The following is a 20,963-nucleotide window of genomic DNA, read 5'->3' on the forward strand; positions in this document are numbered from 1 at the left end:
ACTTTTTTACCGTTAAGTGCGCTGCACAGTTAATAGCATCAAGCGTATAATGGCTTCTCGTTTACCGGAGCCTGCCCGATGTCATTAAGCCGCGAACAAAAACTCGGTGGTATTTTTGCTGCCAGCGCCTATAGCCTGTGGGGCTTGGCCCCGTTGTATTTTAAACAGATCGATTTTATTCCGGCGACAGAAATACTGCTGCACCGTATTGTCTGGTCTTTCGTATTGCTGTTGCTCCTGATCCTGGCCTTAAAGCAGTCAGCAAAACTGATGGCGGTGGTCAGGCAGCCTAAAATGCTGGCCTGGCTGCTGCTTTGCGCTTTGCTACTCGGTGGTAACTGGGGGCTGTTTATCTGGGCGGTGAATAGTAACCATATGCTGGATGCCAGCCTGGGTTACTACATAAACCCCCTGCTGAATGTCCTGCTTGGCATGCTGTTTTTAAATGAACGCCTGCGCAAATTGCAATGGGCTGCCGTTGCTCTTGCGCTAAGCGGTGTGCTTATCCAGCTGATCACTTTTGGCTCTTTACCCTGGATAGCGCTGACTCTGGCGGGCTCTTTTGCCATTTATGGCCTGATGCGCAAGAAGTTGGCTGTTGATGCCATCAGTGGCTTATTTCTGGAGTCTTTACTGCTACTGCCGCTGGCATTATGGTTCTGGAGTCAGCATGCTGACAGTAGCGCAGCAAATTTATTACATAACAGCTGGCAGTTAAATGTTTATCTGGTCGCGGCTGGCCTGGTAACCACAGTACCACTATTGTGTTTTATTGCAGGCGCACGGCGATTACAGTTATCTACCATGGGGTTCTTTCAGTACATTGGCCCAAGCTGTATGTTTGTATTTGGCGTTTGGTTATACCACGAACCTTTCGCGTCAGAGCGTTTGCTGACATTTGCGCTGATCTGGCTGGCGCTGTTTTTCTACACGCTGGATGCCTGGCAGTTCAATCGTTTCAGCCGGCGTCAGGCGCTGGCCAGAAGCGGGTAGTGGGTCGCGGAAACAGAAGGAAGTGACGGTGAGCTTAATTGATTTAATTGCAGTGATCTGGTTTTTCAGCCTCTGGGTAGGCTATACGCTGTTTGCCAAGCAAAGGGCCAAGGTGGTCAGTTGCTTATCATTTGAACTCAGACGCAAGCGTAATGACTGGATGCAGCGCATGTTGCAGCGCGACAACAAAATGGCCGATGTCGGGCTTATTTCTACGCTTGAGCGTAATGTAACGTTTTTTGCATCCAGCACCCTGTTGATACTGGCAGGCTTACTGACCGCGATGACCTCATCCGAAAAGCTCAGCCTGATGTTATCCAATCTGGTGCCGTGGGCAACCTATACCGAAGGCCTGGTGCAGATAAAATTACTGTTGCTGGCGTTTGTGTTTGTGTTCGCCTTTTTTCAGTTCACCTGGTCGCTACGCCAGTATGGTTTTTGCGGGGTATTAATCGGCGCTGCGCCTGACGGGCGTGACATGGCCACCGAAGAGCAGCAACTGTATGCAAACCGCGCATCCAAGGTGATAGATCAGGCCGGCCACTCGTTCAATTATGGTTTGCGTTCAATCTATTTTTCGTTATCAGCGTTGGCGTGGTTTATCGATCCGATTTTATTTATGGTGGCCGCGGTTGTCGTGATGCTGGTAATGAAGCAGCGCGAATTTCACTCTAAAGTGCTGAAAGCCCTACAGGAGTGCTGATAATAACTGCAAAGAAAACCGCAGCCAGTGTTAAGCGGCTGCGTTGTTGTAGTCAGTAACGCCTTGCTCAGTTAGTTGCTGCGGATCTCAAAGGCTTTAATCACCCGCGATACGCCTTCAACATGGCGGGTTATGTCAACTGCCTTAGCGGCTTCCTGTTCGCTGACGATGCCCATTAAAAACACTTCAGCGTTTTCTGTGATCACTTTGATATTCAGGCCGCTAACTTGCTCATCGGCCAGCAACTGACTTTTCACTTTGGTAGATATCCAGCCGTCACGGGTGCGGGTGGTCATGGCGGTGTTGTTACCCAGCCGGATCTGGTTTTGCACATCACGCACACCATCAATACCGCTGACTAATGCCTGAGCCTGCTGGCGGATTTGCTCGCTGGCGGTCTGGCCGGTCAGCAATAGTACGCCGTTATAGCTGGTGACATTAATATTACTACCCTCTGCTGTTGCTGGATGATCAGCCAGCGCGCGTTGCGCTTTTAACACGACGTTTTTGTCGTCAATCTGGGCACCCAGTGTGCGGCGGTCGTTCGCAGCGGTCACCGCCGTAGCGCCGCCAGCAACCACTGCTGCGGCGCAGCCTTGCAACAGTGCCAGCAGTGTGCAGGCGCAAATAAATTTTACTGTGTTCATAAGTCTTCCTGTTGTGGAAATAATGTCATATCAATCAGTTCGCACAAACTGTGCAGTAAAAAGGTGTAGCACTCGAAAATACGTGACTGGCGGTGCGCGGGCACTTTCAGCTCAACATCCTGCTGATTCAGCAAGCCCGACAGCTCACCACTGCCATCAACGGTCAGGGCAATAATTTTCATATCGTTGGTCAGTGCTGCTTCGACCGCTTTAATCAGCTCAGGTTCGCTGCCAGTTAATGAGATCACCAGTAAAACGTCATTGCTTTGGCCCAGCGCCTTAATCTGCCTGGCCAGATAATCCTGTTGATGGCTGTGTTGCAGGCTGTGATTATGGCTTTGCAACGCGACTGCCGGTAAGCACGGGCGCTCTGTTTCAAACTGGTCAAGTAACAATTGTGAGAAGTGCTGCGCCAACGCGTCGGTGGCGCCATTGCCACAACAGATGACTTTGCCGCCACTGACCAGGTTATTGACAATAACAAAGGCGGCATTTTCCAGTGGCGACGCCAGACTCTCGCCTGCCGCGATCATGGTTTGGATATTTTCACTAAAAAGCTGACGGATATGCTCTTGCATCAGACTGTCCTGCGGGTTGTTCTACTGGGTAATGGCATTTTTTATCCATTGGTACTGATAGGGTGGCTGGCCTTCAATGGCCAGAACATCAAGCCGGCAGGCTTGTTCGGTCAGCCGGTGCTGCTGCAGATACCAGCGGCTGGTACGTAGCAGCTTCTGCTGCTTGCTAAAGGTTACTGCGGCTGCAGCGCCACCAAATGCACTGTTGGCCCGGTATTTAACTTCGACAAACACCAAACAGGTGCCATCTTGCATCACCAGATCAATTTCACCGGCCTTGCACTGAAAGTTTTGTTGTATCAGCCGCAGCCCCTGACGCTGCAGATATTGCAGTGCCAGTTGTTCATACTGCTGCCCAAGGTTATTCATGCCGGCTTTAGGGTTCCTGAACCGGTCTCAACCGGTTGTTGCGATAGCTGGCCCAGCTTAGCTGACGCACTATGCTGCCACCCGGGGTCAGCCTTAACTGCCCGGTTAGCCCCGGAAACACGGTAGCGGGCAACTGCTGTTGCTGGCGCAGGCTGCCCACCAGCTGATAGGCATCATACCCCATTGCAAACAGACGCTGCAGCGTTTCGTCCTGATCAGCAAATAATTGCTGATACTGCTGACGTAGTTCAACGCTGCCTTGCTCTGCCAGCATCCATGGCATTTCGGTAAAGGTTAAACCGTTTAAATCGCGCAGATCGGTGCTATCCAGGCTGGTGCTGTGGCTGCGCGAGCTGGCATAAACCGGCAGCCTGGGGGCTGTCTGGCTGACTGAAACGTCGACAAAAGGCTTAAACAGCCGGGTTTGTACCGGATCAGCAATCAGGTAAATGGCATCGATATCAAGCCGGCTGTGCGGGTCGGCTTCCAGCTTTTGCGGCAGCAGCGCACTGATTTGCTTTACCCTGTCGCGACTGCGGTCGGTTTCCAGCAGGCTGTTAATCAGGGTTTCCAGCTCTTCCTTGCTATTGAACTGATGCATTTCCGGTGCGTCATTGCCAAGCTTGTGCCACTCGGCGGCAAAGTGCTGCTGCATGCGTACGCTGACATTGTTGGCAGAACTTATCACAACCGGGCGGCGGTAATTTTTCTGGGCAAACAGCTGAGCCATCTGACTGGCTTCGTCTTCCATGCTCAGCGCAAAGTAGAATTGCTCAGCCTTGGTAATATTGTTGTCTTTACTGTTTAAAAACAGCGTTGGCCATGGCCAGTTATCGACTTTGCTAACGCTGTCTACCTGATCTTTTAACAGTGGCCCAATAACAAACTCGGCCTGAGCCTGCTCAACCTGTTGCTGCATGGCTTCTGGTGACTGCTGGCTGTCGATAAATACCAGTGATGTTGCCTGTTTACTACTTGCCGCTGCCAGAATGCCATACTGAATGGCCTGCGCATGTGGCCGGAACTGGCCTTGCAGCGGCAGTAACACCGCAATACGTTTGGGCTGGTAAGGTGTCAGGTTGATTAACTGGCGCACAGCATCAGGCAGCTGAGATAGTGCCGGCAGCGTAGGATAGCGGCGCTGCCAGTCAGCGAAAGCTTGTTGTAAAGCCTCAGGCTGACCAATATAACGCCGGCTTAGCTGCGCCAGATTCAGCCAGCCAGCCGTGTTGTAATCTGCTCCTGTACGTAAACCTTCCAGCTGACTGTCGCTCAGCGCTGACAGGTTTTGCCATAACTGGTCCGGATATTGTGGAAAGTTTTGTAAAGCGCCGTCCTGCTGCTCCAACAATAACAAGTTGCGGCAGGCAGCTAAGTAGCGTTGTTGCTGGCTTTGATGCTGGCCGGCAAGCCACAGAAATTCAGCACGATCCGACTCAGCTATCTGTTCAAGTTCAATCTTGTCTAACAGCTGCATCAGACTGTGTTGTTGCTGTGTGGCAAGATAGGCTTTTAGCCTTGGCAGCATATTCTGGCGTCTGACCAGCGGATAGGGGCTTTGTTTCAGACTTTCAGTGATTGCCAACGCCAGCAGGTAATCTTCTTCTGCCAGCGCCTGTCTGGCGGCTTTTAGCAAGTGGTAATGCTGCGGCTCAGCCTGATAATTGCGGGCCAGTTGGTACAGTTCACGGGCAGAATATGGCTGGTCGTCCGTTTTGCTTACCGCAGGCGTATCGATAGAAGACCGCGGGGCTGTTGCCGGGCCTTGCGCACAACCGGCCAGAATACCACTGAGGCAGAGAAATAACGCGGGCTTAAATTTGCTGGAAGTCACAATGCACAGTACCATAGCGAAACAATGGTCTTATCTTACTGAGACTGCCGGTTAAGCTCAATTAAATAGCGTACATTAATCATAAAATGGCAAAAGATAACGGTTTTTTATATGTAGTGGCGACACCGATAGGCAATCTGGACGATATCAGCCAGCGTGCCATTGATACACTGAAGCAGGCCGACTGGATAGCAGCGGAAGACACCCGCCATACCGGCAGGTTGCTGCAACACCTTGCCATTTCTGCTAAAACAATTGCGTTGCACGATCATAACGAAAAGCAGCGTGCTGCCAGTATTATTCAGAAATGTCAGGCGGGCGAAAATGTGGCACTGGTGTCTGATGCCGGTACGCCATTGATAAGTGATCCGGGATACAGTCTGGTAAGGCAATGCCGCGAAGCCGGGGTAAGAGTTATCCCCATTCCAGGCCCCTGCGCATTAATTACTGCGCTGTGTGCTGCAGGCTTACCGACCGATAAGTTTCATTTTATCGGCTTTTTACTGCCGAAAAGTCAGCAGCGACAAAATCAGCTGGCCGATGTGCCGGCCGCCGTCGGCACCATTATATGTTACGACACGGCACGGCGGATTAAAGACACCTTACAGGATGTCGCACTGGTGTTTGGTGCTGAGCGTGAGCTGGTGCTGGCCAAGGAGCTGACCAAAACCTTTGAGCATTTAGAATATGGTACAGCTGAGCAAATCACGACGTGGCTGGAAGCTGATCCGCAGCGTTGTCAGGGGGAAATGGTGCTGATGATAGCGCCGACGCCAAAAGCCGACAGTGAAATAAGCGATGCTGCGCAGGCAACCTTAAAATTATTGCTGGCAGAGCTGCCAGTGAAGAAGGCAGCAGCTATTACCGCCGAAATTCATGGTATGAAGAAAAATGCGCTGTACAAACTGGCGTTGCAATTTACTGGTGAAAGCGAATAAAAAGCGTATAATCGCCGCCGTGAGTTGGCCAAGACAATCGCTGCCTGCGCAAGCAGGGGGAGGAAAGTCCGGGCTCCACAGGGCAGGGTGCCAGGTAACGCCTGGGAGGCGAGAGCCTACGACCAGTGCAACAGAGAGCAAACCGCCGATGGCCCTTTCGCAAGAAAGGGATCAGGTAAGGGTGAAAGGGTGCGGTAAGAGCGCACCGCGCGACTGGTAACAGTTCGTGGCACGGTAAACTCCACCCGGAGCAAGATCAAATAGGCCCCCTTTGGCGTGGCCCGCGTTGGGGGCGGGTAGATTGCTTGAGGCTTAAGGCGACTTAAGTCCTAGAGGAATGATTGTCACTCTGGCAACAGAGCACAGAACCCGGCTTACTGGCTGGCTCACCCCGAATTACAAAAAAACCGCAGCTAAGCTGCGGTTTTTTTGTTTTCTGCTAGCCATATGCAGAAAAAAGCCCGCACAAGGCGGGCTGGAAGTCACCAGGAACGGTGGGTTTAGAAATCAAAACCAACAGACAATTGTAGACGACGTGGGTTGTAAAACTCAGTCGGCTCGCCATAGGTGGTTGATGTAACCAGCGGGTTGATACGGTAACCGGTTTGACGATCAAACACGTTAAACAGGTCTGCACGGAAGCGCAGTACATATTTATCCGCAAAGGTAAAGTTCTGGTTATAGCTTAAATCTAACTGCCAGTGGCTGGCACTGCGGCGGCTACCTGCTGGCTCACTGTAGCGGATAGTGCCTGAGCTGTAGCCATAGTAAGCGCCATCCCAGTTTTCCCAAGGCTGACCAGATTGGTATACCAGGTAGGCACCAATATTGGCTTCCCAATCGGTGGTGTAATAACCAAAAGCTTTTAGCAGGTGCGGTTTGTCGCCGGCCAGAGTACCGTATTTGTTATCCCATGAGTAACGGCCCGGGCCATCACCATAGTTAGATGAACCTATAAAGATGTTCTGATCCTGATTAGTGGTTGTGTTGTCCTGGTCAAAGTTGCCGTAGTAATGGCTCCAGACATAAGACAGGTTAAAGTAGGTGCGGTCGCCAAAATATTCGGCCTCCAGGCTAACTTCCCAATACTTGGTCTGGCCGTCATCAATTTCAGCAATCACATAGGTACCACCTGAGGGGCTACCAATACCGTCATAGCGGTCGGCTAAATCAGGAATATATAAACCTTTATCAGCGATATGCGCTGGCACGCCTGGTGACTGGCTGCTGGCCGGGTAGGCAGCGATACGGCCGTTATTCGGCATATCTTCCCAGAAGTGTGAACCATAGCGGTAACGGGTATGGCCGCGCAGTTGTAAGCGGTCAGTAATGGCCCGGGTAGTACCTAAGGTAATCTCGTCAATGCGGTGTGGTTTCATATTATCGGCAAAAAATTTGCCTGATGAGCCGTTAGCTGCACCTGAATCGAGGAAATTACCGTCTTCATCAAAATACACTTTTAATGACTGCTGGGTGTTACGATCCCATGAAGCCGCCCTGGCCAGTGAGCTGGCTTCCGGGTTATAGCTGGCATAGTTAGCAAATACCGAGTTTTGGCCATCATACTTCCAGTCAATCCCCAGGCGTGGTTGGATCAGGTCTTGCCAGTCTACTGAGTACATTTTGTACTTCTCACCCATAGCCAGTTCCCAACCTGAACCGTTGGCTGAGTTAGCCCGTAAGCCCTGACCGTATAAGGTATCTTTACTGATCAGTACGCCGATATTGTAGGTAAAGTCGCCATGCTCAATGGTATCGTTAATTTCCAGATTCCATGATTCAGAGAATGAATGGATGGCGGATACCGCCTGACCAGACTCGTTAACAAAACTCATCTGCTCTGTGGTTGCGATGTAATAAACAGACGTTGGATCAAGGCCGGCCGGGCTGCCGTCCAGTGCTACATTGCGACCGCCATGATAGCTGATAGAGCCCCAGCCATTAGAGAAACGGCTTAACTCTTCTTCAGCTTCAGAGTATTTCAAGCCGACATGAATCGAGTGCACCAGCTCATTACCAATAATTTCATGATCCAAGGCCAGCTCGAAGCTGTCACGGAAGAAGTTCTGGTTGTTGTACTGATAGTAAGCACCTACACCACCACCGCCGGTTAATACACCATTTTCGGTATAGCCATAGCGGTTAATCAGCTCTTGTGCACCCACATTAAAGCTTGCAGCATCTACTTCGGTATCTGCCAGTAAATCAGGCACATTGAAATAACCCATTTGGTCCAGATTGGCAACATCAAGCGATGCGCCCAGCTCTGGTACCACACCTAATTCAACGTCAGGTTTACCGCCGGTTTTATAATCAAATTTATTAATGTTGAAGCTTAGCGTGGTGTAGTCACCCAGAATATAAGAGCCGTCAAAGGTGAAAATCTTTTGTGTTGCCTGATCGCCAGCAGATACAGAGTCTGTCTCGAACTCACCGATACTGCCGCCTGTTACAACACGGTCAGAATCGCGGTAGCTCAGGTTTAGCAATAAATCATCGGTCGGTGCCCAGGTTAACTTACCGAAGTACTCATCGCGATCGCTTTTATAGGCTTTGGTAGGGCCGTACGCCGTCACTTTATTGGAGCCTTTTTCTTCCGGGCCATAGTAAGAGCCATAGAAAAACAGCTGATCTTCTATCAAAGGCCCACTGACACTGGCGGTAATCCAGGTTTTATCAGTGTCCTGCTCTACGCCGTCTTCACGTGAGGCGGCAAAGTTTTTATTTTCGATTTTGTACTCAACACTGCCTTTAAACTCGTTGGTGCCTGATTTTGATTTAGTGTTAATAGCAAAACCACCTGAGCGGTTAAAGCCTACTGCTTTAGCGCCGCCGCGCTCCATCGACACCATTTCAATATCGTGTGTTGACGGCTCAGACGCCAGGTTGCCGAACAATGGCATTGATACATCGACACCGTCGAAGCCGTATTTGTTGTGCGCGCCGGAACCGCCTGCTGACGGGCCTAAGGTGCCGTTTTCGGTGTACTGCACACCAGGTACGATTTTCAGCATATCGCGGAAGGTTTGGCCGACAGGCAGAGCTTCTACCACGTCTGAGCCCAGAGAGTTACTCAGCGATGAATTGCCTTGCTGAGCGAAAAATGGTGAGCCGACAACCTGAATAACTTCGATATCACCAGTCTGACTTTGTAATGCAACATTAACGTTGGAGGTTTGATCCAGCAGAACATCGACTTCCATCTGTTGCACGCTGCCATCAGCTGCAGTGATGGTCAGGGTGTAGCGGCCTGGGATCAGCAACGGCAAATTGAAGCTACCATCTTCACGTGTGTGGACTGTGCGTGGCTTAGGCATGACCGGGCTGGTTGCTACGACAGTGACACCTGAAACAGAACCCGTTGCCTGTTCAGTCGTTACTTTACCGCGGATACCACCTGCCTGTTGCGCCAGTGCCGGTGTGCAAAGCAGCATACCGGCCAGTACAACGGCTGAAACTTTTGCGGGTTTAGTCAAGGCTGTTTGCACAGCATCGACTAATCGATGTTTATGTAAGGTTTGCTGTTGAGACTTCATTGCTCTCTCCTGGAGTTGCGTTATTTTGTTTTATTCAGTGCTATCCGTTATTCGGGTCTGCGCGCCCGTTTTTTTAGTAGTGTTTGTTTTCTGCACAAAATTAACATAGCAATATTTCTTTCCTTTGGAAAATAATTTATGCTCAATTTTGTAAATTATTGGAATATTTGATTCCTTTACGTTGTATTGTAGCGCTGTTGCTGCTATTTAACGTAATGAAATTAAACAATTATTCAGGAGTTGGCATGAAGAATATGGTGCGGTTGCTGTGCGGTTTTTACCTGCTGGCACTGACCACAGCGTCTGCTAATCAGTTTAGTTCTGACGTGCCATTAATACAGCCGGAACAGATGAGCCGCCAGTTCTGGCAGACGAAATTAACCGACGGTGATAAGTTGCTGCTCACGCCAGAGCAAATAGCCAGCCGCAATAAACAGACTTTTACTTTGCAAAGCGAAATGCAATCGCTTGACAGCTTGCCGCAAACACTGAGTAAAGCTGAGTTACTCAGTGTTATTGCGAATGTCAGCCCGGTGCCGTCAAGTGCACGGTTTTATGCCGATGGCCGTGAAGTCAGTCAACAGCAATGGCAACAATACCGGGCATTACTCGCCATCGATAAGGTGCAGCTACAAAACACGCTGCAATTTGCTTTAGTGGTAAAGCGTACTGCACTCAGGGCTTTTCCTACCGAAGACAGGGTATTTAACAGCGAAGCCAATCTGGATTTGGACCGCTTTGCTGAAACGGCGCTGTTTCCCACAGATGCCGTTGTAATACTGCATTACAGTGCAGATAGTAGCTGGGCACTGGTGCAGAGTTTTAACTACACCGGTTGGGTCAAGACAAAAGATATTGCCACCGGCAGCAAAGAACAGGTGTTGGGGTATGCCCGCAGGCAACCGTTTTTGGTCGTCACCGGCGCGACAGTGCGCACGGCTTACACTCCAAACCGACCAGACATATCAGAACTGCAGCTGGAAATGGGCGTACGTCTGGCGCTAATGGATGCAGCAGATACCGGTTTTAGTGTGCATGGGCAAAACCCGCTGGCCAGTTATATTGTGTCTTTGCCGGTGCGCAATGCGGATGGTTCGCTGGCATTTGTGCCAGCGCTGATCCCGCGTAGTGCCGATGTCAGCCAGGGGTATTTGCCGTTCACCGCCAACAATATTCTGCAGCAGGCGTTTAAGTTTCTCGGTGAACGTTACGGGTGGGGTCACGACTACAACGGCCGTGACTGCACCGGCTTTATCTCCGAGATTTTCCGCAGTTTTGGCTTTGTCATGCCGCGCAACTCGGGGCAGCAGGGCAAAGGGGCTTATGGTGATAATATCCGCTTTGACCAAAGCAGCAACGCGCAAGAGAAGCTTAGCGCGATCCAAAAAGCCCGCGTAGGGGACTTATTTTATTTCCCGGGCCATGTATCGCTGTATCTGGGTATGCAGGATAACCAGCCTTTTATGATCCATGACGTCAATACACTTATATACCCGCTGGAAAACGGCCAGCTATACCGTGGCACGTTAAATGGCGTAGTGGTAACACCTATGCTACCACTGAATGCTAATACTGAGCAGTCGTACCTCGACGCGCTCTATGCAATTAAATCACTGCGTTAACAGGGGCAACTATGAAAATTACAGACATTAAACTGGGTATGTTGCGCGTGCCTCTGAAAACACCGTTTAAAACAGCTTTGCGCACGGTAAACACCATTGAAGACATTATTGTGATGGTGGAAACCGATACCGGCCATGTTGGTTATGGTGAAGCACCGGCAACCGCGGTGATTACCGGCGATATCCATGGCTCCATTATCGAAGCCATCCGCACTGTGATAAAACCGAAGCTGATTGGCCAGGATATCTCTGACTTAAATCATATCGTACGGCTGATACAGGGCTGTATTATGAAAAACTACAGTGCTAAAGCCGCTGTCGAAATAGCGGTTTATGATTTATTCGCCCAGCTGTACAAAGCCCCGCTATATAAAGTGCTGGGTGGTGGTGTACCAAAAATAACGACAGACATTACCATTAGTGTTGATTACATCGACAAGATGGTTGCGGACTCGTTGCAGGCGATAGACCGCGGCTTTGAAACACTGAAAGTCAAAGTGGGTAAAGATATAGGTGTTGATATTGAGCGGGTAAAAGCCATTTATGCAGCAGTGGAAGGCAAGGCGCTGATCCGGCTCGATGCTAACCAGGGCTGGACAGCAAAAGAAGCGGTATATGCGCTGCATAAACTGGAAGATGCGGGTGTAAGGCTGGAGCTGGTGGAGCAGCCGGTTAAAGCCTATGACCTGGAAGGGCTGAAATACATTACTGAACGTGTGCATACGCCGGTTATGGCCGATGAAAGCAGCTTTGGTCCACGCGAGGTGATTGACCTGATAAAGATGCGCGCTGCCGACATTATCAATATTAAGTTGATGAAAACCGGCGGTATTGCCAACGCGATTAAAATTGCCGATATCTGCTCGTTTTACGACATGCAGTGCATGATTGGCTGCATGCTGGAAGGCAGTGTCAGTGTGGCGGCGGCAGTGCATGTGGCGGTGGCAAAATCAGATGTGATCACCAAAATAGACCTGGACGGGCCTTCATTGTGCCTGTTTGATCCGGTAAAAAGCAGTGTGAAGTTTCACGATGCCGATATCACCATTGAAGATGCGCCGGGGTTGGGTATTACGGCTATTGAGGGCCTGGAGATGTTGCCGGGTAACTAACATAGCCCGTTAGATTGCACCGCCCTGAACGAACAGCTCAGGGGTATCCTTTTAACCTCAAGGCTGTTCCAGTATATGTAACAGCTTGCTGCTTTCTTCCAACTGGTGATCGCTGTTTTGTCGCTGGCACAACATTAAATACAGAATATGGCACAGGTGCTGCTGTGCCAGCTGTACCAGTATAGGGTTTACCCGCACGTTCTCATCACCACTTAGCGCATATAACGCTGTGTTAGCGGCCATACTCAGCGCATTGGCTTTGAAGCTGGTCAGGCTGATAAGCGGAATATTTTTGTTCTTAGCGTAACGTGCCAGTTTCAACAAATCACTATTCTGGCCTGATTCGGATACCAGCAGCATTACGCTATTACTGCTAAGTGTGCTGGCGAGCTGCAGTGTCAGGGCCGGATCACTGTGCTGTAATGCCAGTTTGCCCAGTTGCAGTAAGCGAAATTGCATATCGTGGGCGACAATAGCCGAGGTGCCATAGCCTGCCAACAGTATTTTATCCGCCTGACTCAGATGCGAAGCGGCATCGAGTAACGATTTTTCTTCATTAATTTCTAAAATGCCACGCAAATGGCTGGTCAGACTGAACTGCAACTGTTCTACTAAGTTCACCAGCCCGCTTTGTACCGGATTTTGCTCTTGGTTGTCGCGGTTTAGCGTTGAAGCGGTGATCACCGCCTCGCTAACGGCGAGCTTCAGATCGGGGTAACCTTTATAGCCCAGTTTCTGACAAAATTTCACCACGCTGGACTGGCTGGTGCCGACTGCGTCAGCTAATTGCTGGGAAGAATAATCCCGTAGCAAATTGGCGTTATCGAGAATAAAATCTGCCAGCTTGCGTTCGATAACTGACATTTGCTCCAGCATGCCGCGGATCTTCAGTAAACACACCATAGGGCTTTAATCCTTTTATCGCTGCTGCGCTATTGTGGAATTTGTTATTAGCTTGATGCACCAGTATTGAATAATTTATTCCGCCTTGGCAAGCCACTACAATAAAAAGCAGCCTGAGCCAGGGTGCTGTACATAAAAACAGGACTATTTAGTATCGCTTTTGATCTGCCTCCACTTTTTCCCACCAAAATCATCACCGTCGCTGCAGAGCTTATTTTTACTGTGATCGCAAACGATGATTAGCTTAGTTTTTGCCTTGACAATGGTCAAACCTCGACCCTAAACTGTATCGTTGTGGGGATTTGTGGGTAAAAGTGGATCGTTTTGGATTACCTGCGAACAAAAACAAATAAATAAACTGCACAGGAAGCTTATGTTTCGTGGCTCATTTACGTTGACACTGGACGAGAAAGGACGGTTAGCGCTACCTGCACGCTACCGTGAATTTCTGCTGTCTGATTGTCAGGGCCACATGATCTGCACCATAGATTTGCATGATCCCTGTTTGTTGTTATATCCGCTGGCTGAGTGGGAAGAAATAGAAGAAAAACTCAAGCGCTTGTCCAGCTTAAACCCGCAGGAACGCCGCTTACAGCGGGTGTTACTGGGGAATGCGACCGACTGTGATATGGATAAAAGCGGGCGTATTTTACTGCCTGCGCCGCTGCGTCAGCATGCGGGTTTGAATAAAGGTATCCGTCTGGTGGGTCAGTTAAATAAATTTGAAATCTGGGATGAGACAACCTGGAATGAGCGTCTGGCGGCTGATATCGCGCTGGAACAGGCTCAGGCCGGTGATGTTGAACTGTCAGAACGATTACAGGATTTTGTACTGTAAATGAATGCACCGGCGCATATTTCCGTTTTGCTGCAAGAAGCAATCGATGGCTTAGCTATTAAGCCCGATGGTTGCTATCTGGATGGCACCTTTGGCCGTGGCGGCCACAGCCGGGTAATTTTATCCAAACTTGGCCCTAAGGGCCGGCTGTACGCAATAGATCGCGACCCCACCGCGATAGCAGCAGCTGAACCGCTAAAAGCAGATCCCCGTTTTCATATCACCCACAGCCCCTTTGCCGCCCTGGCGTCTATTGCTGAACAGCAGCACATCAACGGTGCCCTGGACGGTATATTGCTTGATCTTGGTGTGTCCTCCCCACAACTGGACGATGCCGATCGAGGCTTTAGTTTTATGCGCGACGGTCCGCTTGATATGCGGATGGACCCAAGCTCTGGTATCAGCGCTGCAGACTGGCTGGCTCAGGCTGATGTTGAAGATATCAGTTTTGTACTGCGGGAGTATGGCGAGGAAAAATTTGCCTGGCGTATCGCACAGGCAATTGTGGCCAGCCGCACTGAACAGCCGCTGACACGCACTGCGCAGCTGGCAAAGCTGATAAGCGACAGCGTGCCGAAAAGTAACAAAGAGAAAAAACACCCGGCTACGCGTAGTTTTCAGGCTATCCGCATTTATATCAATAGCGAGCTGGAGCAGGTTAATCAGGCGTTACATGCTGCGATGCAGGTACTCAAACCCGGTGGCCGGCTGGTGGTTATCAGTTTTCATTCACTGGAAGATCGGCTGGTTAAACAGTTTATGCGCCGGTTCTCTAAAGGCGAGCCTGTACCGCGCGGTATTCCGCTGACCGCGGTGCAAATGAATCAGCGTACTGAATTGACACTGATTGGTAAGGCTATCATGCCATCAGAAGCGGAACTGCAGGCCAACCCGCGGGCCCGCAGTGCAGTGCTGCGTATCGCACAAAGGCAGCAGCATGAGTAACATTAATCTGCACTGGCTTATCGTACGTGACTGGCACCAGCAAAAATGGCTGGTGTTGCTGTTATTGGCGTGTATCGCTTCTGCGCTGGTGGTGGTGCACTTTGCGCATTTAAACCGTCAGCTCACTATTGCCCAGGATGCGCTGTATCAGCAGCGTGACCAGTTGGACATTGAATGGCGCAATCTGGTGCTGGAGCAACGCGCTTTATCGGAACACAGCCGGGTTGAAGATATCGCCCGCAACCGGTTAAACATGGTTCGTCCATCAGGCGAGCAGGATATTGCGGTGACAGTGCCATGAGCAAGACTAAAAAAGCACCTCAGGCAAAAGCAAGAACAGCCCCGTCGGTAATCGGCTGGCGTTTTGCTTTTGTTTTAGTCAGTCTGGCCGGGGTATTCACCGCTTTGATGGTTCGGGCGGCGTGGTTGCAGGTGGTAGAACCTGACATGCTGGTCAGCCAGGGCGATATGCGCAGCTTACGGGTTGAAGCGGATACGGTACTGCGCGGCATGATATTTGACCGCAATGGCGAAGAGCTGGCGATCAGCGTACCGGTAGAAGCTATCTGGGCCGACCCTAAAGTGGTGATTGAACGTCACGCCGCAACTGACGAACGACGCTGGCATGCGCTGGCAGATATTCTGCAAATGACACCGGCACAACTGCTGAACAAAATTGGTGATAATCCGCAGCGACGCTTTGTTTATCTGCAACGCCAGGTCAATCCAGCTGTGGTTGATTATGTGAAAAAATTAAAAGTGCCGGGCATCTATTTTCGTCAGGAGTCGCGCCGCTACTATCCGGCTGGCGAGGTTACCGCGCAGCTGATAGGTTTTACCAATGTTGATGATGTCGGCGTTGAAGGTATTGAAAAACGGTACGACGAACTGTTAACCGGCAAAGCCGGCCGTAAAGTATTCCGTAAAGATGCCAAAGGCCGGGAAATTGAAGTGCTGGAACGGGCGCAGGCTAAAGCCCCCGGTAACTTACAGCTGAGTATCGATCAGCGAATTCAGTCAGTTACGTACCGCGAGCTGAAAAAAGCTGTGCTTTCGCACGGTGCTACATCAGGTTCAGCCATCGTGGTTGATGTACAGAGCGGTGAAGTATTGGCGATGGTGAATAGCCCGTCATTCAACCCTAACAACCGTGGCAATGCACCGGCTTATTTGTTTCGTAACCGTGCTATTACCGATACCTTTGAACCCGGTTCGACAATGAAGCCGCTGGCTGTACTCAGCGCGCTGGAGTTTGGCAGTGCCAACCTGAATACTAAAGTTGATACCTCTCCCGGTTACTTCCGCATTGGTGGCAGTTGGGTGCGCGATGCCAACAATTACAATGTGTTAAGCCTGACCGGCATTATTCAAAAGTCGAGCAACGTGGGTGTCAGTAAACTGGTGCTGGACATGCCGATAGAGCATGTTATCGGCTTGTACGCCAATATGGGCCTGGGTATTGATACCGGTCTTGGGCTGAATGGCGAAAGCAGCGGGATGTTAAGCCACCGCCGGCGCTGGTCTGATCATGAACGTGCGACCCTGTCGTTTGGTTATGGTTTGTCTGTCACTGCTGCGCAATTGGCGCGGGCCTACGCCACCATGGCAAACGGCGGTGTGAGTCGTCCACTTACGATACTAAAAGATGACCAGCAACATTCGGGCGAACAGGTGTTAGCGCCAGAGCATGCGGCAGCGATGCTGGAGATGATGGAAGCCAATATTATGCCCGGCGGTACAGCAACCAAAGCACAGGTTAAAGGTTATCGCGTGGGCGGAAAAACCGGTACGGCACGTAAAGCGATTGCCGGTGGCTATGGTGAGGATTATGTGGCGTCTTTTGCCGGCGTAGGCCCGGTATCTAATCCGCGGCTGGCCTGTGTTGTTGTGATTAATGAGCCTGCCGGTGATTTTTATCACGGTGGCGAAATTGCAGCGCCGGTATTTGCCAATATTATGGGCGCCAGTATGCAACTGCTGAATCTGACGCCTGATGGTACAAGTCAGCCCAGACTTTCTGCTCTGACAGGAGGTAATAATGCCGGTTAACGCACAACAGTGGCTGGCGCTTTACGCCAGTGATATTCCGCCGTGTCAACTGAATCAATTACAGCTCGATAGCCGTAAAGTGAGCAGTGGTGATGTGTTCCTGGCCATCCCGGGCGTGCAGCAACATGGCAAACAGTTTATCGCGCAGGCGCTGGCACAGGGCGCTGCGCTGGTGCTGACAGATGAAGGCCAGTACGAGGACAAGCGTATTCTGGTGCTACCGGAGTTGATGCAGCTTCTACCTGCGTTAGCAGCCAGTTTCTATCAGCAGCCGGCACGATCACTGCAGCTGGTTGGGATCACTGGCACTAATGGTAAATCCAGCACGGCCTTTTTTGTCAGTCAGTTGGCTGAGCAACTGGCACAAAAAGCGGCTGTCATCGGTACCCTGGGTTATGGCCCGTGCAGCAAGCTGACACCTTTACCCAATACCACACCGCATTATGTTGATATTCAACGCATTTTGTCAGAAGCGGTGGCTGCGAAAACCCAGCTGGTTGCCATGGAAGTATCTTCGCATGCACTGGTTCAGCAACGCGTTGCCGGGCTGTGGTTTGACGCGACAGTATTTACCAATTTAACCCGTGATCATCTGGACTATCATGGCTCTATGGCGGAGTACGGTGCCGCCAAAGCGTTATTGTTTACACCGCAGCTTAGCCGCGCAGCGGTAATTAATGTGTCCGACGAATTTGGCCGCCAGCTGGCAGCGCAAAGTCAGTTACCGGTTTGGGCTTATGGTAAAGCGGCCGACTGCCGTGGTTTTAACCGCTATCTGGCGTATGACGATGTGCTTGCTACCGAAGACGGCTATCAGCTACAGCTAAGCAGCCACGTCGCCGAGTACAACTTTTATCTGCCGCTGCTCGGCGAGTTCAACATTCAGAATGTATTGGCCGCCATGAGCAGCATGCTGGTGCTGGGTTACGATTTAACCACAGTGGTAGCCGCATGCAGCCAGCTCAAACCAGTGCCCGGGCGCATGGAACAGTTTAAATTTGCGCAGAATTTTACTGCCGTGGTTGATTATGCCCATACCCCAGATGCGCTACAACAGGCACTGCAGTCGTTGCGGTTGCATTGTAAAGGCAAGCTTTGGTGCGTATTTGGCTGCGGCGGCGACCGCGACCGAGGCAAAAGGCCGCTGATGGGACAATTAGCCGAATTGCATGCTGATCATGTGATTATTACCGCAGATAATCCGCGCAGCGAAGATGTGCTGAGTATCTGTGAAGAAATTGCCGCCGGCATGAGCCCTGATGGCAGTTATACCATTGAACCAGACCGGCAAAGTGCTATTAAGCTGGCGCTTATCAGCGCGCAGGAAGGAGACGTTGTACTGGTCGCTGGCAAGGGGCATGAAACTATTCAGATCATTGGCTCAGAGCATCGGCAATACGATGAGCGGGCTTATCTTCGTCAACTGGTAGCGGAGATGTCAGCATGATAAAGCTTAACTGTGCAGAAATCGGATTGATGCTTGATGGCGCCCTGACCGGCCATAATGTCAGTATCAGCAATGTCAGTACTGACAGCCGCGTGATAGGTGAACACGATTTATTTATTGCGCTAAAGGGCCCCAACTTTGACGGCAGTGCCTTCGTGGCTGATGTGAAAGAAAAAGGCGCAGCTGCAGTGGTGGTAGAACAGGCTGTAGCCGTTGATATACCGCAGATCATTGTACAGGATACCCGGCTGGCGTTGGGCCAGCTGGCCGCTGCGGTAAAAGCGCGGCTGGCGCCAAAAACGATAGCGGTAACCGGCAGCGCCGGAAAAACCACAGTTAAAGAAATGATGGCGGCTATTCTAAGCCGCCGTGGCACTGTGCTGGCAACGCAAGGCAATTTTAACAACGACATTGGTGTACCGCTGACGATGCTGCGTCTGACTGAGCAACACCAGTATGCAGTGTTGGAGCTGGGCGCCAATCATCAGGGCGAAATTGCCTACACCACGTCGCTGGCTAAACCCGATGTCGCTATTATTACCAATGTCGCGCCGTCACATCTGGAAGGCTTTGGCGATGTCTACGGCGTGGCTCGCGCTAAAGGTGAAATTTTTAATGCGGTAACTGCACAGGGGCTGGCCATTATTCCAGCCGACAGTGAATATCGCGACTACTGGCTACGCCGGCTAGAAGGCAAACCCGTGCAGCAATTCTCAGCTACGGCCGTGGCCGATTATCATGCTACAGACATCATCCTTGATGCCAATGGTTGCGCAGGTTTTGAGCTACATTGCCCAACTGGACGCCAGTTTATTCAGCTGACGATTCCTGGCAAGCACAACGTTGCTAATGCGTTAGCAGCGGCAGCTGCCTGTATTGCCGTTGGCGCCAGCCTGGCCGATGTCCAGCTTGGGCTGGCACAGATGCAGGCAGTAAAAGGCCGCACTAATGTCAAAATGGTGACGCCTCAACTGCGGCTGATAGATGACACTTACAACGCCAATGTCGAATCAGTTAAAGCCGCAATAGACTTGCTGGCATCCTATAACGGTTATCGCGTGCTGGTACTTGGCGATATGGCTGAATTGGGCGCAGACGCCCGTTTATACCACGAAGAGATTGGTTTATACGCAAAAGAAGCGGGAATTAATCTGTTGTTCACCCTTGGCGTGTTATCACAGAGCGCCAGTGACTTGTTCAATGGACAAGGCGCTCATTTCAGTTCGCGTCAGGCGCTGTTGCAGCGTTTGATGCCGGTAGTATCAGAACAACAGGAAGTCACCCTGCTAGTGAAAGGCTCGCGTAGTGCGAAAATGGAATTAGTCGTGCAGGACTTGCTAGAAAGATGTCAGCAGGAGAGTAGCCCATGCTAGTTTGGTTGGCCGAGTATTTAACGCAGTACTTCAGCTTTTTTAATGTATTCAGTTATCTGACGTTTCGCGCCATTCTGGGGATCTTAACCTCGTTATTACTCAGCCTGTACCTTGGCCCTAAGCTTATTGCCCGCTTACAGCTGATGCAAATTGGCCAGGTGGTACGCGGCGACGGCCCGCAAAGCCACTTTTCGAAAAAAGGCACTCCGACCATGGGCGGCTTACTGATCCTGGGAGCGGTGCTGTTAAGCACCTTGCTTTGGGCCAATCTGGAAAACAAATACGTCTGGGTCGTGATGTTTGTACTGGTCAGTTTCGGCTGGATTGGCTTTGTCGATGATTATCGCAAAGTGATCCGTAAAGATCCGAAAGGCTTAATAGCGCGCTGGAAGTATTTTTGGCAATCGTTATTTGCTATTGCCACTGCTGCTTTTTTGTATTTCACCGCAGAGCGCCCGGCAGAGACAGCACTGCTGGTGCCTTTTATAAAAGATGTGATGCCTCAACTGGGTTTGTTATTTCTGGCGCTGAGTTACTTCGTTATCGTCGGCACCAGTAATGCGGTTAATTTAACCGATGGTTTAGATGGTCTGGCAATAGTGCCTACCATCATGGTAGCCGGTGCTTTTGCCATTATTGCTTATGCCAGTGGCAACGTGAATTTTTCTGCTTACCTGAACATTCCTTATTTGCCCCATGCCGGTGAGCTGGTGGTGGTATGTGCTGCTCTGATTGGTGCTGGCCTTGGTTTTCTCTGGTTTAACACTTATCCGGCCATGGTATTTATGGGCGATGTAGGCTCTTTGGCGCTCGGCGCGGTGCTGGGTGTGATTGCTATTCTGGTGCGGCAGGAAATCGTGTTGTTTATTATGGGCGGTGTTTTCGTTATGGAAACCCTGTCAGTCATTCTACAGGTAGGTTCTTACAAGTTGCGCGGACAGCGTATTTTCCGTATGGCGCCTATCCACCACCATTATGAGTTAAAAGGCTGGCCAGAGCCCCGCGTTATCGTAAGGTTCTGGATCTTATCGATTATTTTTGTATTGGTTGGCTTAGCCACCCTGAAACTGAGATAA

General features: G+C 50.7%; 18 protein-coding genes and 1 other RNA gene. 13 read left to right on the forward strand and 6 right to left on the reverse strand.

Features of this window, described 5'->3' with window-relative positions; translation table 11 throughout:
- The first annotated feature begins 78 nt into the window (after positions 1 to 78).
- Both rarD and LHL18_RS08530 read left to right on the forward strand, forming a co-directional pair.
- The gene (gene rarD, locus LHL18_RS08525; RefSeq protein WP_226766612.1) at positions 79 to 993 is read left to right on the forward strand and encodes an EamA family transporter RarD; all 915 of its coding nucleotides are present in this window, start codon (positions 79 to 81) and stop codon (positions 991 to 993) included.
- A gap of 28 nt (positions 994 to 1,021) precedes the next feature.
- Positions 1,022 to 1,696 (forward strand): DUF599 domain-containing protein, encoded by a 675-nt coding sequence (locus LHL18_RS08530; protein WP_226766613.1) that lies wholly within the window; start codon positions 1,022 to 1,024, stop codon positions 1,694 to 1,696.
- A 71-nt stretch (positions 1,697 to 1,767) separates the two neighbouring features.
- On the opposite strand, the gene dolP is transcribed toward LHL18_RS08530, so the two are convergent.
- The 4 genes from dolP to LHL18_RS08550 are packed head-to-tail and all read right to left on the reverse strand — an operon-like array spanning position 1,768 to position 5,124.
- Entirely contained in the window at positions 1,768 to 2,343 is a 576-nt protein-coding gene (gene dolP, locus LHL18_RS08535) for a division/outer membrane stress-associated lipid-binding lipoprotein (RefSeq protein WP_134052312.1), read from the reverse strand.
- Complete coding sequence (locus LHL18_RS08540; RefSeq protein ID WP_134052310.1) at positions 2,340 to 2,921, reverse strand: SIS domain-containing protein; 582 nt, start codon at positions 2,919 to 2,921, stop codon at positions 2,340 to 2,342. Before LHL18_RS08540 ends, dolP begins: the two co-directional genes overlap by 4 nt.
- Positions 2,922 to 2,942: 21 nt before the next feature.
- Complete coding sequence (locus tag LHL18_RS08545) at positions 2,943 to 3,290, reverse strand: YraN family protein (RefSeq protein ID WP_134052308.1); 348 nt, start codon at positions 3,288 to 3,290, stop codon at positions 2,943 to 2,945.
- A gap of 7 nt (positions 3,291 to 3,297) precedes the next feature.
- Positions 3,298 to 5,124 carry a penicillin-binding protein activator gene (locus LHL18_RS08550; RefSeq protein WP_226766614.1) on the reverse strand — a complete coding sequence of 609 codons (1,827 nt, stop codon included), beginning with the start codon at positions 5,122 to 5,124 and terminating at the stop codon, positions 3,298 to 3,300.
- Between the two features lie 86 nt (positions 5,125 to 5,210).
- Here LHL18_RS08550 and rsmI point away from each other — a divergent pair, with 86 nt between their 5' ends.
- On the forward strand, positions 5,211 to 6,062 hold the full coding sequence (gene rsmI, locus LHL18_RS08555) for a 16S rRNA (cytidine(1402)-2'-O)-methyltransferase (protein ID WP_226766615.1): 852 nt from the start codon (positions 5,211 to 5,213) through the stop codon (positions 6,060 to 6,062).
- 20 nt (positions 6,063 to 6,082) lie between these two features.
- Positions 6,083 to 6,455, forward strand: an RNA gene (gene rnpB, locus LHL18_RS08560) — RNase P RNA component class A.
- Between the two features lie 107 nt (positions 6,456 to 6,562).
- On the opposite strand, the gene LHL18_RS08565 is transcribed toward rnpB, so the two are convergent.
- Positions 6,563 to 9,598, reverse strand: a complete 3,036-nt coding sequence (locus LHL18_RS08565) for a carboxypeptidase regulatory-like domain-containing protein (RefSeq protein ID WP_134052302.1) — start codon at positions 9,596 to 9,598, stop codon at positions 6,563 to 6,565.
- 245 nt (positions 9,599 to 9,843) lie between these two features.
- Between LHL18_RS08565 and LHL18_RS08570 the strand changes: the two genes are divergently transcribed.
- Positions 9,844 to 11,220: an SH3 domain-containing protein gene (locus tag LHL18_RS08570; RefSeq protein WP_226766616.1), complete on the forward strand. Its 1,377-nt coding sequence runs from the start codon at positions 9,844 to 9,846 to the stop codon at positions 11,218 to 11,220.
- Between the two features lie 11 nt (positions 11,221 to 11,231).
- Positions 11,232 to 12,332 carry a dipeptide epimerase gene (locus LHL18_RS08575; RefSeq protein WP_134052298.1) on the forward strand — a complete coding sequence of 367 codons (1,101 nt, stop codon included), beginning with the start codon at positions 11,232 to 11,234 and terminating at the stop codon, positions 12,330 to 12,332.
- Between the two features lie 57 nt (positions 12,333 to 12,389).
- On the opposite strand, the gene LHL18_RS08580 is transcribed toward LHL18_RS08575, so the two are convergent.
- Positions 12,390 to 13,235, reverse strand: coding sequence for a MurR/RpiR family transcriptional regulator (locus tag LHL18_RS08580; RefSeq protein ID WP_226766618.1), 846 nt, complete (start codon positions 13,233 to 13,235; stop codon positions 12,390 to 12,392).
- A gap of 373 nt (positions 13,236 to 13,608) precedes the next feature.
- On the opposite strand from LHL18_RS08580, the gene mraZ reads away from it, so the two are divergent.
- From mraZ to mraY, 7 genes are read left to right on the forward strand one after another with little or no spacing between them, the layout of a single operon-like run.
- Positions 13,609 to 14,073, forward strand: coding sequence for a division/cell wall cluster transcriptional repressor MraZ (mraZ, locus tag LHL18_RS08585; RefSeq protein WP_226766620.1), 465 nt, complete (start codon positions 13,609 to 13,611; stop codon positions 14,071 to 14,073).
- Entirely contained in the window at positions 14,074 to 15,018 is a 945-nt protein-coding gene (gene rsmH / locus LHL18_RS08590; RefSeq protein WP_226766622.1) for a 16S rRNA (cytosine(1402)-N(4))-methyltransferase RsmH, read from the forward strand.
- Positions 15,011 to 15,319, forward strand: coding sequence for a cell division protein FtsL (gene ftsL, locus LHL18_RS08595; protein ID WP_226766624.1), 309 nt, complete (start codon positions 15,011 to 15,013; stop codon positions 15,317 to 15,319). The genes rsmH and ftsL overlap by 8 nt, the downstream gene beginning before the upstream one ends.
- On the forward strand, positions 15,316 to 17,067 hold the full coding sequence (locus LHL18_RS08600) for a penicillin-binding transpeptidase domain-containing protein (protein WP_226766626.1): 1,752 nt from the start codon (positions 15,316 to 15,318) through the stop codon (positions 17,065 to 17,067). Before ftsL ends, LHL18_RS08600 begins: the two co-directional genes overlap by 4 nt.
- Entirely contained in the window at positions 17,057 to 18,514 is a 1,458-nt protein-coding gene (locus LHL18_RS08605) for a UDP-N-acetylmuramoyl-L-alanyl-D-glutamate--2,6-diaminopimelate ligase (protein ID WP_226766628.1), read from the forward strand. Before LHL18_RS08600 ends, LHL18_RS08605 begins: the two co-directional genes overlap by 11 nt.
- The gene (locus LHL18_RS08610) at positions 18,511 to 19,887 is read left to right on the forward strand and encodes a UDP-N-acetylmuramoyl-tripeptide--D-alanyl-D-alanine ligase (RefSeq protein ID WP_226766630.1); all 1,377 of its coding nucleotides are present in this window, start codon (positions 18,511 to 18,513) and stop codon (positions 19,885 to 19,887) included. Before LHL18_RS08605 ends, LHL18_RS08610 begins: the two co-directional genes overlap by 4 nt.
- Positions 19,881 to 20,963 (forward strand): phospho-N-acetylmuramoyl-pentapeptide-transferase, encoded by a 1,083-nt coding sequence (gene mraY / locus LHL18_RS08615; RefSeq protein ID WP_226766631.1) that lies wholly within the window; start codon positions 19,881 to 19,883, stop codon positions 20,961 to 20,963. Before LHL18_RS08610 ends, mraY begins: the two co-directional genes overlap by 7 nt.

Source organism: Rheinheimera aquimaris (assembly GCF_020531985.1).
In the GTDB taxonomy this organism is placed as follows: Bacteria; Pseudomonadota; Gammaproteobacteria; order Enterobacterales; family Alteromonadaceae; genus Alishewanella; species Alishewanella aquimaris.

What these genes read in the sequence shown, in the direction of transcription:
- rsmI (WP_226766615.1), top strand. Translation starts at nt 5,211, where the DNA reads ATGGCAAAAGATAACGGTTTTTTATATGTAGTGGCGACACCGATAGGC.
- LHL18_RS08575 (WP_134052298.1), top strand. Translation starts at nt 11,232, where the DNA reads ATGAAAATTACAGACATTAAACTGGGTATGTTGCGCGTGCCTCTGAAA.
- LHL18_RS08580 (WP_226766618.1), bottom strand. Translation starts at nt 13,235, where the DNA reads ATGGTGTGTTTACTGAAGATCCGCGGCATGCTGGAGCAAATGTCAGTT.
- mraY (WP_226766631.1), top strand. Translation starts at nt 19,881, where the DNA reads ATGCTAGTTTGGTTGGCCGAGTATTTAACGCAGTACTTCAGCTTTTTT.
- ftsL (WP_226766624.1), top strand. Translation starts at nt 15,011, where the DNA reads ATGAGTAACATTAATCTGCACTGGCTTATCGTACGTGACTGGCACCAG.
- rarD (WP_226766612.1), top strand. Translation starts at nt 79, where the DNA reads ATGTCATTAAGCCGCGAACAAAAACTCGGTGGTATTTTTGCTGCCAGC.
- LHL18_RS08545 (WP_134052308.1), bottom strand. Translation starts at nt 3,290, where the DNA reads ATGAATAACCTTGGGCAGCAGTATGAACAACTGGCACTGCAATATCTG.
- LHL18_RS08600 (WP_226766626.1), top strand. Translation starts at nt 15,316, where the DNA reads ATGAGCAAGACTAAAAAAGCACCTCAGGCAAAAGCAAGAACAGCCCCG.
- LHL18_RS08540 (WP_134052310.1), bottom strand. Translation starts at nt 2,921, where the DNA reads ATGCAAGAGCATATCCGTCAGCTTTTTAGTGAAAATATCCAAACCATG.
- LHL18_RS08570 (WP_226766616.1), top strand. Translation starts at nt 9,844, where the DNA reads ATGAAGAATATGGTGCGGTTGCTGTGCGGTTTTTACCTGCTGGCACTG.
- LHL18_RS08605 (WP_226766628.1), top strand. Translation starts at nt 17,057, where the DNA reads ATGCCGGTTAACGCACAACAGTGGCTGGCGCTTTACGCCAGTGATATT.
- rsmH (WP_226766622.1), top strand. Translation starts at nt 14,074, where the DNA reads ATGAATGCACCGGCGCATATTTCCGTTTTGCTGCAAGAAGCAATCGAT.
- mraZ (WP_226766620.1), top strand. Translation starts at nt 13,609, where the DNA reads ATGTTTCGTGGCTCATTTACGTTGACACTGGACGAGAAAGGACGGTTA.
- dolP (WP_134052312.1), bottom strand. Translation starts at nt 2,343, where the DNA reads ATGAACACAGTAAAATTTATTTGCGCCTGCACACTGCTGGCACTGTTG.
- LHL18_RS08565 (WP_134052302.1), bottom strand. Translation starts at nt 9,598, where the DNA reads ATGAAGTCTCAACAGCAAACCTTACATAAACATCGATTAGTCGATGCT.
- LHL18_RS08610 (WP_226766630.1), top strand. Translation starts at nt 18,511, where the DNA reads ATGATAAAGCTTAACTGTGCAGAAATCGGATTGATGCTTGATGGCGCC.